This window comes from Leclercia tamurae, from assembly GCF_025566055.1.
Taxonomy (GTDB): Bacteria; Pseudomonadota; Gammaproteobacteria; order Enterobacterales; family Enterobacteriaceae; genus Enterobacter; species Enterobacter tamurae.
On record NZ_JAMHKS010000063.1, the window covers coordinates 108,163 to 119,190 of the forward strand.

General features: G+C 48.2%; 13 protein-coding genes. 4 read left to right on the forward strand and 9 right to left on the reverse strand.

Annotated features, from left to right (window positions below):
- Nucleotides 1-53 precede the first annotated feature (53 nt).
- Nucleotides 54-953, forward strand: a complete 900-nt coding sequence (locus tag M8318_RS03495) for a LysR family transcriptional regulator (RefSeq protein WP_204231780.1) — start codon at nucleotides 54-56, stop codon at nucleotides 951-953.
- Between the two features lie 137 nt (nucleotides 954-1,090).
- Here M8318_RS03495 and M8318_RS03500 read toward each other — a convergent pair whose 3' ends face one another.
- Complete coding sequence (locus M8318_RS03500; protein ID WP_262660956.1) at nucleotides 1,091-1,807, reverse strand: HNH endonuclease; 717 nt, start codon at nucleotides 1,805-1,807, stop codon at nucleotides 1,091-1,093.
- A gap of 473 nt (nucleotides 1,808-2,280) precedes the next feature.
- Here M8318_RS03500 and M8318_RS03505 point away from each other — a divergent pair, with 473 nt between their 5' ends.
- Nucleotides 2,281-2,541 (forward strand): type II toxin-antitoxin system ParD family antitoxin, encoded by a 261-nt coding sequence (locus tag M8318_RS03505; RefSeq protein WP_139565666.1) that lies wholly within the window; start codon nucleotides 2,281-2,283, stop codon nucleotides 2,539-2,541.
- A complete protein-coding gene (locus M8318_RS03510) occupies nucleotides 2,528-2,824 on the forward strand; it encodes a type II toxin-antitoxin system RelE/ParE family toxin (protein ID WP_139565665.1) in 297 nt (98 codons plus the stop codon). The genes M8318_RS03505 and M8318_RS03510 overlap by 14 nt, the downstream gene beginning before the upstream one ends.
- A 234-nt stretch (nucleotides 2,825-3,058) precedes the next feature.
- Here the strand turns inward: M8318_RS03510 and pcoE are convergent, their stop codons facing one another.
- From pcoE to pcoA, 7 genes are all read right to left on the reverse strand, one after another.
- A complete protein-coding gene (pcoE, locus tag M8318_RS03515) occupies nucleotides 3,059-3,493 on the reverse strand; it encodes a copper resistance system metallochaperone PcoE (RefSeq protein ID WP_004388336.1) in 435 nt (144 codons plus the stop codon).
- 215 nt (nucleotides 3,494-3,708) lie between these two features.
- The gene (gene pcoS, locus M8318_RS03520; RefSeq protein WP_103825201.1) at nucleotides 3,709-5,109 is read right to left on the reverse strand and encodes a copper resistance membrane spanning protein PcoS; all 1,401 of its coding nucleotides are present in this window, start codon (nucleotides 5,107-5,109) and stop codon (nucleotides 3,709-3,711) included.
- Nucleotides 5,106-5,786, reverse strand: coding sequence for a copper response regulator transcription factor PcoR (gene pcoR / locus M8318_RS03525; protein ID WP_103181204.1), 681 nt, complete (start codon nucleotides 5,784-5,786; stop codon nucleotides 5,106-5,108). Before pcoR ends, pcoS begins: the two co-directional genes overlap by 4 nt.
- Before the next feature lie 54 nt (nucleotides 5,787-5,840).
- Nucleotides 5,841-6,719: a copper resistance inner membrane protein PcoD gene (gene pcoD, locus M8318_RS03530; protein ID WP_229692861.1), complete on the reverse strand. Its 879-nt coding sequence runs from the start codon at nucleotides 6,717-6,719 to the stop codon at nucleotides 5,841-5,843.
- A gap of 55 nt (nucleotides 6,720-6,774) precedes the next feature.
- Nucleotides 6,775-7,155 carry a copper resistance system metallochaperone PcoC gene (gene pcoC / locus M8318_RS03535; RefSeq protein WP_000025662.1) on the reverse strand — a complete coding sequence of 127 codons (381 nt, stop codon included), beginning with the start codon at nucleotides 7,153-7,155 and terminating at the stop codon, nucleotides 6,775-6,777.
- Between the two features lie 39 nt (nucleotides 7,156-7,194).
- Nucleotides 7,195-8,085: a copper resistance outer membrane transporter PcoB gene (gene pcoB, locus M8318_RS03540; RefSeq protein WP_001378118.1), complete on the reverse strand. Its 891-nt coding sequence runs from the start codon at nucleotides 8,083-8,085 to the stop codon at nucleotides 7,195-7,197.
- A gap of 5 nt (nucleotides 8,086-8,090) precedes the next feature.
- Complete coding sequence (pcoA, locus tag M8318_RS03545; RefSeq protein ID WP_000925242.1) at nucleotides 8,091-9,908, reverse strand: multicopper oxidase PcoA; 1,818 nt, start codon at nucleotides 9,906-9,908, stop codon at nucleotides 8,091-8,093.
- 234 nt (nucleotides 9,909-10,142) lie between these two features.
- Between pcoA and M8318_RS03550 the strand changes: the two genes are divergently transcribed.
- Nucleotides 10,143-10,592: a copper resistance protein gene (locus M8318_RS03550; protein WP_001023257.1), complete on the forward strand. Its 450-nt coding sequence runs from the start codon at nucleotides 10,143-10,145 to the stop codon at nucleotides 10,590-10,592.
- A gap of 324 nt (nucleotides 10,593-10,916) precedes the next feature.
- On the opposite strand, the gene M8318_RS03555 is transcribed toward M8318_RS03550, so the two are convergent.
- A partial coding sequence (locus tag M8318_RS03555) for an IS1 family transposase (protein WP_001691633.1) occupies nucleotides 10,917-11,028 on the reverse strand: 112 nt, incomplete at its 5' end.

Below are 11,028 nucleotides of genomic sequence, written 5' to 3' on the forward strand. Positions count from 1 at the left end.
TTTGGTTCCAGTATCCTGCTTCTACTGGACTCAGTAGTTAGCAGAATTAAACAATGAAAATTGATCTCAACCTTTTACCTGTTTTTATCGCCGTTGCTGAAGAGAGAAATTTCACCACAGCCGCAGCCCGGCTGGGAGTTACCCGCTCGGCGGTCAGCCAGGGTATAAGGCGGCTTGAGGATGCTTTCGGCACAATGCTTGTGATGCGGACGACGCGCTCTGTGAATTTGACGGAAGCGGGGGAACGACTGCGTCAATCACTGTCATTACCTTTATCCAGTATTGAAGCTGCATTCGAAGATATTGCTTCTGACAGCGTGCCGCGTGGACTTCTCAGGATCGCGGTAACCTCCATAGCAGAAGAATTTCTTTCCGGTCCGCTAATTGCTTCGTTTGCTGCAGCCAATCCAGCCGTGATGATTGATATTGTTGTGACAGACGAGGAATTTGATATTGTGGATGCAGGTTATGACGCCGGAGTAAGACTTGGGGAAGTAATCGAAAAAGACATGATTGCCGTTCCCCTGACCGGCCAGCAACGTGAAATGGTGGTTGCATCCCCATCCTATCTCGCAGCCATTAGCGCACCGGTTCATCCGCTTGATCTTTTACATCATCAGTGTATCGGCTGGCGTTCATCCCCGGATGTTGCGCCTTATCGCTGGCCATTTGAGGAGAACGGGAGAGCTTTCGACCTGGCGATTGAACCACAGATTACTACTAATGATCTGCGTCTGATGTTGAGGCTGGCTCTTGCCGGTGGGGGGATAACAATTGCCACGCAGGAGACATTCAGGCCATATATTGAAACAGGTCAACTTATATCAGTGCTTGATGATTTTCTTCCACAATTTCCAGGCTTCTATCTGTACTTCCCTCAACGTCACAATATTGCGCCAAAACTCCGCGCCCTGATCGACCATGTCAGGCAGTGGCGGCAGCAGTTTAGTTAATCGTCATCGCTTGTCACTGTTTCATGTTACCCAGTCGGATAGTTTTTTTGTTTCCAACGTCCGCTATTGGTACATAACTGACGAGGCGCTGAAGGGCTGCTTAGAGCGAGGAGCAGACGTTGAGGGTTATAAGAAGACTACTTAATGTTAATCGGCTTCAACACAAGCGTGCCGTAGTGTGCTTCGCGGTGACAGTTCGGACAGAGTGCAATAGCATTTTCAACAGAGTCCTCTCCACCGTTAGCAAGCCACTCCACATGATGCACTTCAAGATACGGTCTACCATCTTCCCGCTTGAATGGTGCGTCACGTAGGCAGCTTTGACACTTACCTCCAGCTAAGGCTAATACCTCTGCTACAACGAGGGGATTACGCTTGAAGGTATAGTTCTTTATAATGACCCTTTCTGGCGTGGTGTTGGCTGTAGCCAGCTTCTCTCTACGTTGCTCTGAGGTAAGTTGAGACGCTGTTTCTATGGCCTTTTCAAACTCACTTTTAACCGGACGTGTTAGCCATTTGCCGTCTGAAGCTTCATAAATTTCAAACACACCATGAAGTGCGGAATCATAGACCTCGAAAACGTTTCCGCGCTTGAAAAGTCGATCATATTCATGGTGGCGATGGGTGGCATCATCTGTTCGTCTGGCAGTCCTGTTAAAACTCCAGTGACCACGATTGCAGTTAACTGCGTTAACTATCAGATTCAAATAAGTATTGTCTTTATAATGTGGAAATCTATCCTTTAAAATTGCATCGACCTGAGCAGCCGTAGCCTTTCCAGCAAACTCGTTTTCAACTATCTCAGCGGTTGTTGTGCGGATTGGTTTATCACCATAAACATACTTACGAGCCATTTCTCTATTCCTTGAAAAGTTCTGGAAGGTGTTGCTGAAGCATAGGCGCGGTGAACATCTTTGACCTGCTCCCAGAAAACTAACATAGCATGATGTAAGCAAGTTCCGCTCCTGGCACAAAGCGGATTTTAATGACCGGACACGCTGACAAGGGCTGGAAGGACGTTCAGAGTGAAAATGATGCCTGCTGCTTCGTCGCTAATTCGCCGTCAGTATGACTTGTCCACTCAGGGCAAAAATCAGCGCCTTTTCCTTCCTGAAAGACAATAATCCAGATTCCGCAACAATCCTCCTCAATTAGTGCCTGTCCTGCATAAGTCCCTCTCATCTTCTCCATAGATCCGAAAACCCCAAAAGTCGGATCCTCCGATTTTAAGCGAGAGGTCTTTTATGCAAATGCCGGAGATTGAAGGAGGAGGGGAAGTTGATATACTAATGTAAGAACAAATCTTACATTACAAGTTGGAGGCGATATGGCCCGTACGATGACGGTTGATGTTGGCGATGAGCTACGTGAGTTTATCGATTCCCTGGTCAAGGCAGGGGATTACCGCACCCAGAGTGAGGTCATGCGCGATGCACTACGTTTATTACGTGAGAAGCAGGCTCAATCCCGTCTGCAGGAATTACGCGATCTACTGGCCGAAGGGATTAGCAGCGGCGACGCGAAGCCATGGGACAAGGATGCTTTCCTGATGAATGTTAAAGCCAGGGCGGCAAATGAAAGAAATTGAGCTGACACCAAAAGCGGAAGAAGATCTGGAGGCTATCTGGGATTACAGTTTCAGACAATTCGGGGTTGTCCAGGCGGATGAGTATATCGGCCGGATAGCGGCAGTATTTGACGTGCTGGCAATGCACGAGATCGGAACACAGCGTGCAGAGCTTGGAGAGGATATCTTCTCGTTACCGGTGGAACAGCACATGCTTTATTTTGTGTCATCACATTCTGTGGTCACGATCATCCGTATTCTCAGCCAGTCTCAGGACTCTGCCAGGCATGATCCCTGGAGATAAACAACCACTGTCATGCTGACTTCTTTTTTTGTAAATAAAATCAATAGCTTAGTTCGTGTAATCTATCTTATGTTAAATTTAGTCCGTCGTTCATTTAGTTCATAACAGGCCGCAGACTACGATTAATCATACACAGACATAATCTTTCATTTGGTTTAAAAAAAACGCTCCCGGACGGGAGCGTAAGCCAGTGACTTCGGCGTCAAATGAGGGTCTGACAAGTGGAGCTGCGGGTTAATTCTGGGTGATCTGGCTGCGATGCTTTTCCGCCTGCTGCTGATGAATAACGGAAGATTGACCATTATTCGCCTTCTCATGCACAACAGCGGCTTTCTCATGCTCGTTCATTTCGGAAAATGATTTTGCTGTTTCGTTAGAAGCTGCTGGCTTGGATTTCATCATTTTTTTATGCATTTCAGCCATGTCCTGATGGGCAGCAGAATTGCCGTTTTGCATCATTTCATGGGACATTGCGGCCTGATCGTGACCGCTCATATCCATCATTTTCATGCTCTCCCCCTGAACTGCACTTTTTTCAGCGGATGATTGCATCTGATGGGCAGGCGCCTGGGCATTATTTACCTGGTCATGCATGTTCATTGTCTCTGCAGCCCAGGCAGATGAAGCGACAGCCATCATGGCAATAAAGGATACAAGGATCTTTTTCATGGTTGGGTCTCCGGTGTTTTCATACCCGAACAATCAATGCTTATAACAGAGAAAGCATTTGATCTCAGGGCTGGTTGATCATCACGCCAGGAACCGGGCGATTGAATTATCACGCTGTCCTGATTTATGAATGATTATAAAAAACCGCCTCTGTTTATCGCGTGACTGAATGATGACATTTTTGTCACCTTCAATATTTCTTCTGAATAACGGTATTAACTTCTTAACAGACGCACACTGAACACAATTTCCCGCCCCTGCTGTTCTGCTGACAGCTCGCCGCCGTGAGCATGAATGATCGACCTTGTAATTGATAATCCCAGCCCCGCGCCTTCCGTGTTGTAGAACCTTGATGAGTCTGCGCGATAGAACCGGTCAAACAAACGTTCCAGATTAGCGGGAACCTGGCCGGACATCGTATTCGTAATCATCACGTTCACACAGTCACTGTCACGCTCAAGGTGTATCGCTGTACAGGTGTTATCGGGAGAATACTTGATTGCATTGGAAAGCAGGTTACTGAAAGCACGTCGGAGCATATCGCTGTCTCCGGCAACAACGCCCTCTCCTTCAACCGTGATTGTCTTTCCTGTTTCGTCTGCCAGGGGCTCGAACAACTCACGTAATTCATTCAGTTCGGCTGCCAGATCCACATCATGTTTATCCAGCCGCAGCAGACCATGCTCTGAACGTGCCAGAAAAAGCATGTCACTGGTCATTCGTGACAACCTTTTCAGTTCTTCCAGGTTAGCGAATAAAATTTCGCGGTAATGCGAAACATCCCTTTCCTTAGCCAGTGCAAACTGCGTCTGCATCATCAGATTACTGACTGGTGTGCGCAGCTCATGCGCGATGTCAGACGAGAAATCTGACAGTTTCCGGAATGCCCCCTCCAGGCGATCAAACATATTATTGAACTCCTGCATGGTCTCAGAGATTTCCGGCGGAGCCAGATCGGGATTTAGACGCTGATCCAGGCTGTGTACAGTCATGGAGGAAGCCAGACTGGTCATTTCCCGTAACGGTTTCAGACCAATACGTGTGGTCAGCCAGCCCAGAAAAATAGAAATAAAGACCAGACCGATATTGAACCAGAACAGCCAGGTACTGAGTTTGTCCATAAACAGGGTGTGATACCCAGTATCCGTGGCAACCGTAATGATGACATGTTTGCTTTTACCCTGTTCCGGCGTCACGGCAACCCGCCGCGAGATACTGCGGTACACGGTGTTATTTTCTTCCGTCTGGATCATATAGTCGAGAATATCACCCGACTTATTAAGCAGGACCGCTGGAACAACAGAATTTTTGGCATAGAGTTCAACAATTTTTTCATTTTCCATGTTTTTTATAGAAATGAATAAACCATTGTGCCCTACCATCGCATCGTTTATTTTTTCTGATAATGACTTAATATCCGTTTTGTTCCGGAACGTCTCTGTTTTAAGAAACTCTTCGGTGAGCTGAAGTTTACCTGTCAGAAAATCGCGGTCCTGATTATCGAAATAGCCATTAAGGGTGCTAATCAGGATAAAACTTGATAACCACCATACCGTAAGCATCACCGCAGAAAAAATCAGGCTCAGGCGTGTGGTCAGGGAAATTTTGAACCTCACTCTTCTCTGATCTCCAGGACATATCCGGCACCGCGAACGGTATGGATCAGTTTTGGCTCAAAGTCATCATCAATTTTACTTCTCAGACGTCTCACGGCGACATCAATCACATTCGTATCACTGTCAAAATTCATGTTCCAGACCAGGGACGAGATAAGACTCCTGGGTAACACTTCTCCGGTGCGTTGCAGCAGCAACTCAAGCAGAACGTATTCTTTACCGGTGAGATGGATCTTCTTCCCCGAACGGATCACGGTCCGGTGCACCATATCAACGGTCATATCGGCGATGGTGCAGACTGTTGCGGCCTGCGAGCGTGCCCGGCGCAGTAGGGTTCTTACACGTGCAACCAGCTCCGTAAAATCAAAGGGCTTAATCAGGTAGTCATCTGCGCCAAGCTCCAGTCCTTTCACTTTGTCCCGCACGTTGTCCTTTGCGGTTAAAAACAGGACCGGTTCTTCGTGCCCGGACTCCCTCAGTGCGCTGATGATTTGCCACCCGTCGAGGAAAGGCAGCATCACGTCCAGTATTATCAAATCATACTGTCCCTTCGACGCGGCCCCGAGACCATCGCGGCCATTATTAAAGAGATCGGCCTGATAGCCTTCCTCAACCAGTCCCTGCTGCAGGTAACGACCTGTTTTTTGTTCGTCTTCAACGATTAAAATACGCTGCATGGTCAACTCGCTGATATGAAAGTAAAAATCTCACGCATGAGCTTTGGCTGTCCCCTAGCTGACCTGAGACGGAGCAAGCATTCCGAGCCACGCTACGGCGCCCAGAATGATAATCGCAACAACGAATTCTGTCAGGATGCTGTTTCGCATCAGGGCAACGCTGCGATCATAATTCCCTTCCCTGACCATAACTTCAAGCCGGGGACCCAGGTGAAACCGGTTTGCTGCAGCCAGAAGAAGCATCAGAACAAACAGAGCCGTCTTGGCAAGCAATATCCTCCCCCAGGAACTGTTGAATAAGGGAGTTAAGTTACCCTCAGCAATATACAGATAGTTGACCAGCGCACTCAGGATCAGGGCTACAACAATCACCGTTCCTGCCGTGGCAAATTTTGCCAGGGAGTCAGATATCACAATGACGCTCTGTGCATTATGCTCGTTTCTGCGCATCAGCAGGATAGCAAATGCAACCAGAGCACCTGTCCAGGCACCTGCAGCGCCGAGATGGGTCAGATCGCTCAGTAAATGGAGATAGTAATGCAGACCGTCATGCATAACGGCGTGTCCTCCCCAGGCAAGTGTAGCCAGCGCCACGCCCCCACTCATCGTCATCAGCAGGCAGGACAATACTCTCTTATTAGTGTAAAGGAACAAAGCACCGAGTGTGGTAAACAGGGCACAGAGCCTGACAATCCAGCTAATACCCACATCAGTTTCTTCTATCACCATCTCGATAACATGGATGGATAATTCTCTGAGGTCAGTTACTCCACTCATGGCATTAGATACCAGGAGCATATTAATGCCAGTAAGAATGATGCCTGTAACAACAGCAAAGGTTATAAACGACCTGAAATTAGTCAGGTTATAGGTTTCATGTCTGACACCACTTATTCCATATATCTGAAAAAATGGCAATCCAAATATTACCATCAAATCCAGATAAAGAAGAAAACGAATAACAATCATAATCAGGTCGTTCATAATATTACTTCACTGTAAAGGTGTAATTACCGGTAATAGGGTGCGTATCTGAAGAAACCGCGCGCCAGTCAACACGATAAGTGCCAGCGGGTAAAGGCTCTCGCGGAATAATGACCATCGATTTAGGGTCAGCGCCTGGCGCCACTTTTGCCGCGACCGGCATCGGAGAATGTGATGACATGCCTTTCATACCCGTCATCGTTAATTTTGCACCTGAGAATTTCACGGTCAGATTTTCCGAGAAATTAAGCTGAATCTTTTCCGGGGCCGCTACGGCTGAATCAGCCTGTGGCACAGAGCTTTTTAATTCCGGATGGGCCATAGCAGAGAAAGCAACGCCCATAACGAGGCCACCTGTAAGAATGGCTTTATTTAAAATCGACATTTTATTTACCTGTTTAGTTGAGTGTTTTATATCAGTGCGTTAAAACCAGATTCTGGCTCCCGCCAGGAATACTACCTGATGGTCTTTCTCACCTTCTCTTTTCGCCATATCGGATGTTTTCCCGTAAAGTTGATTCCAGGAAACGCCTATATAGGGTGCAAACTCACGGCGTATTTCATAGCGCAGCCGGAGCCCCAGCTCTGTGTCAGTCAGTCCCCTGCCGCGACCCCGCGATTCATCATCCTGACTGTAGAAATTCACCTCATAGGATGGCTGGAGTATGAGCCGGTTAGTCAGTAAAACGTCGTATTCTCCTCCCAGACGAAGGGCTGCTTTTCCGCCATTACTGACAAAACCCGTAATTTCAGACTCAAAATTATAGAGTGCCAGCCCCTGAAAACCGACAGCAGCCCAGGTCCGGGCAGAAGCAGGTCTGAAATCCTGCCTGACACCCGCAACCAAATCCCACCATGGGCCAACCGCATGTCCCCAGAGTAACTGCGCTTCAGCCGCCTCCGTTTCCCCATTGCTTCGTTCACCTTCACTCTTTAGCCAAATCCGATCTGTGTCGCCTCCAATCCAGCTGTTAACACTCCAGCTGAAATTGTTGGTGTTATCCGACCGTTGCCATTCCAGTTGATCCAGCAGAACCAGATAATTAATCGCACTGTCGTGAATCGCATGCCCCTGTAAATTGCCGAATGCAGCCTTCCGGTCGGCATCGGTAACAGGCGGAATTGGCGTTCTGCTCTCAGTTACAATGGGCTCCATTGACGTCATCTCAGTGAAATTCTCATCTGCTGGCATCTGCATGGCAGACATGTCGTGCCCGGCGTGGGGATCTGCAGAGACGGAGCCCGCCGCAATAGAAAGCTGTGAGGTAAACAAACCGGCGACCAGAACAGGTATGGCCTTCAAATTTCTCTTCATTCGCATCATTCCTCCACCCGGACTTCACGAAACATTCCCATTTCCATGTGATAGAGCAAATGGCAGTGATACGCCCAGCGGCCAAGCGCATCTGCTGTCACTCTGTAACTGCGTTTTGTACCAGGGGGAACATCTATTGTGTGTTTACGAACCATGAAATTACCGTTTTCATCTTCCAGATCGCTCCACATACCATGCAGGTGAATGGGGTGAGTCATCATGGTATCGTTGATCAGCGTGATCCTGAGCCGCTCACCGTATTTCAGCAGCACCGGTGCGGCATCTGAAAACTTGATTCCGTTAAATGACCAGGCAAACTTTTCCATGTGGCCGGTTAAATGCAGTTCTATGGTACGGCCAGGTTCACGTCCGTCAGGATCCTCAAAGCGGCTTTTCAAATCCGCGTACGTGAGAACCTTTCTTCCGTTATTTCGAAGACCAATACCCGGATCATTTAATTTCGGAGAGACGCTCATCGCCTGCATATCAACCAGTGGGTTATCCGTTTCTGACGCAGGATGACTTTGCATACCCGGCATTCCGGCCATCCGGGAATGATCCATACCGGCCATGCTGCTGTGATCCATGGGCGCGGAGGATGTCCCGCTATCCGGAAGGTCAGCACCGTCCATAGACATCATCTCTCCGCTGTTATCCATGCCTCCCATCTGGCTGTGGTCCATTCCTGCCATATCATGTCCCATTCCCCCCATACCCATATCTTCCATGGTCAACAGAGGACGGGGATCGAGGGGGGGAACGGCAGCACTTAACCCCTCTCTCGTGGCCAGTGTCCCTCGAGCGTAACCGGTCCTGTCCATGGATTGTGCGAAGATGGTATAGGCCTCACCCTGAGGCTCCACAATGACATCATAGGTTTCGGCAACGGCAATCCTGAATTCGTCAACGGTAACCGGGTTTACATACTGGCCATCTGCAGCCACGACCGTCATTTTCAGCCCGGGGATACGGATATCGAAATAGGTCATTGCCGAGCCGTTGATAAACCGTAAGCGTATCTTTTCACCGGGACGGAACAGTCCGGTCCAGTTTTTCAGCGGGGCCTGCCCGTTCATGAGATAGGTGTAGGTGTAGCCACTGACATCCGCGAGGTCAGTCGGATTCATTTTCATTTCAGCCCACATTTTCCGATCGGCAATGGTGGCTGACAGCCCCCTGGTATTCACGTCGCGGAAAAAAGAGCCAACGGTTGGTTTATTGAAATTGTAGTAATCCGACTGTTTTTTTAATTTTTTCAGCAGGCTGTGAGGATTTTCATCGGTCCAGTCAGACAACATGACCACATGCTCACGATCGTAAGCAAACGGTTCTGGCTCCCTGGCATCGATGATAATGGCACCGTATACCCCCTCCTGTTCCTGCAGACCGGAATGGCTGTGGTACCAGTAAGTCCCGTTCTGCTTAACCTTAAAGGTGTAAACGTAGGTATCATCAGGCTCTATGCCCATAAAACTCAGCCCCGGAACACCATCCATATTGGCCGGAAGAATAATGCCGTGCCAGTGAATGGACGTCTGTTCATTAAGACGGTTTTTGACCTTCAGGGTAATGGTGTCACCTTCTTTCCAGCGAAGAACGGGCCCCGGCAGGCCTCCATTGATTGTTTTGGCCTGACGCTCACTGCCCGTGATATTGACGGCCGTTTCACCAATGGTCAGGTCAAACTGAGTACCCTGCAGGGATGCGGCAACTGGCAGGCTCAGACTGGAACGCGCATTGAAACTCCATACGCCAAGACTTCCGGCTACGCCAGAGAGGGTTAACCCCTTCAGGAAAGTTCGTCGAGACGTTTTCAACAGCATGCGCATTCCCTTATTTAAAGTATGGTTACTGACAGAATTCGAGAACCGATTTAAATTAAATTACTGGTTCATCCACTTACAATGAAATGAATCTAGCACACCTTAAGAAACAAATTCATTACAATCGTGTAATGTACATAGCTGTATTACATTTACGTCATCTTCCCCACAGGTTGATTATTTTTATATATGATCATAAGGACATCTTTTATGTACCTCAGAAGGTAATTACACATGAATATATTAATCACGACCACTGCGTTTACAGCTTTATTTTGTGGGGCAGCTTTTGCTCAGTCCAGTGATATTGCCCATGAAGCACATCGATTTGTTAATAATGCCTCAGCCGTCAGTCATGTGAATTCCTCGACGCATGAAAACTTACCGGACAGGGTTAATAAAAACAACACGCCCTCATTCTCTGAAATGAATGAACATGAAAGGGCCATTGTTGCTCATTCATTTATGAACAACAGCGCGTCCTATGCGCATCAGAAAATGATTGAGGAACATAAAAAAATGCTGTCCGGCAGTGATGCAAATTCAAAGACCTCGTCTTCTTCTTTTAACGAACTGAATGCCGGAGAAAAAGCCGCTCTCGTGCATGAGCAGGTCAATAATGCCGGTGCGGAAGCACATCAGACGCAGGCAAGAAAGCTTCGCGGGCTGTATTCGACCAGGTAACTGCAGGCGGGTTAGTGCTTAGCGTCAGGTGCGCAGCAGGGCTTTACTGACGGGTTACGTAGCAGGACATGAGCCCCATATTGCTCTGCCGTAACCTGTTTCAGTCCCGTTAATCATCACCGTCGGGCTGGTCATACAGTTCCCAGAGCTTCAGGAGCAAACGGGAAACAAGATATGTTACAAAAATGACGACCATCAACGGTGCTCCCGATTAACTGACAGATGACACGCCTCCTGAAAACCCCTAGCATACGCCGCAGTGTTCATGCTAACGGCGAATTCCAGTAAATGTATTCTACCGATGTCGTAGGTAATGACTCCAACTTACTGATAGTGTTTTATGTTCAGATAATGCCCGATGACCTTGTCATGCAGCTCCACCGATTTTGAGAACGACAGTGACTTCCGTCCCAGCCTTGCCAGATGTTGTCTCAGA

What these genes read in the sequence shown, in the direction of transcription:
- M8318_RS03495 (WP_204231780.1), top strand. Translation starts at nt 54, where the DNA reads ATGAAAATTGATCTCAACCTTTTACCTGTTTTTATCGCCGTTGCTGAA.
- M8318_RS03500 (WP_262660956.1), bottom strand. Translation starts at nt 1,807, where the DNA reads ATGGCTCGTAAGTATGTTTATGGTGATAAACCAATCCGCACAACAACC.
- M8318_RS03505 (WP_139565666.1), top strand. Translation starts at nt 2,281, where the DNA reads ATGGCCCGTACGATGACGGTTGATGTTGGCGATGAGCTACGTGAGTTT.
- M8318_RS03510 (WP_139565665.1), top strand. Translation starts at nt 2,528, where the DNA reads ATGAAAGAAATTGAGCTGACACCAAAAGCGGAAGAAGATCTGGAGGCT.
- pcoE (WP_004388336.1), bottom strand. Translation starts at nt 3,493, where the DNA reads ATGAAAAAGATCCTTGTATCCTTTATTGCCATGATGGCTGTCGCTTCA.
- pcoR (WP_103181204.1), bottom strand. Translation starts at nt 5,786, where the DNA reads ATGCAGCGTATTTTAATCGTTGAAGACGAACAAAAAACAGGTCGTTAC.
- pcoD (WP_229692861.1), bottom strand. Translation starts at nt 6,719, where the DNA reads ATGGTAATATTTGGATTGCCATTTTTTCAGATATATGGAATAAGTGGT.
- pcoC (WP_000025662.1), bottom strand. Translation starts at nt 7,155, where the DNA reads ATGTCGATTTTAAATAAAGCCATTCTTACAGGTGGCCTCGTTATGGGC.
- pcoB (WP_001378118.1), bottom strand. Translation starts at nt 8,085, where the DNA reads ATGAAGAGAAATTTGAAGGCCATACCTGTTCTGGTCGCCGGTTTGTTT.
- pcoA (WP_000925242.1), bottom strand. Translation starts at nt 9,908, where the DNA reads ATGCTGTTGAAAACGTCTCGACGAACTTTCCTGAAGGGGTTAACCCTC.
- M8318_RS03550 (WP_001023257.1), top strand. Translation starts at nt 10,143, where the DNA reads ATGAATATATTAATCACGACCACTGCGTTTACAGCTTTATTTTGTGGG.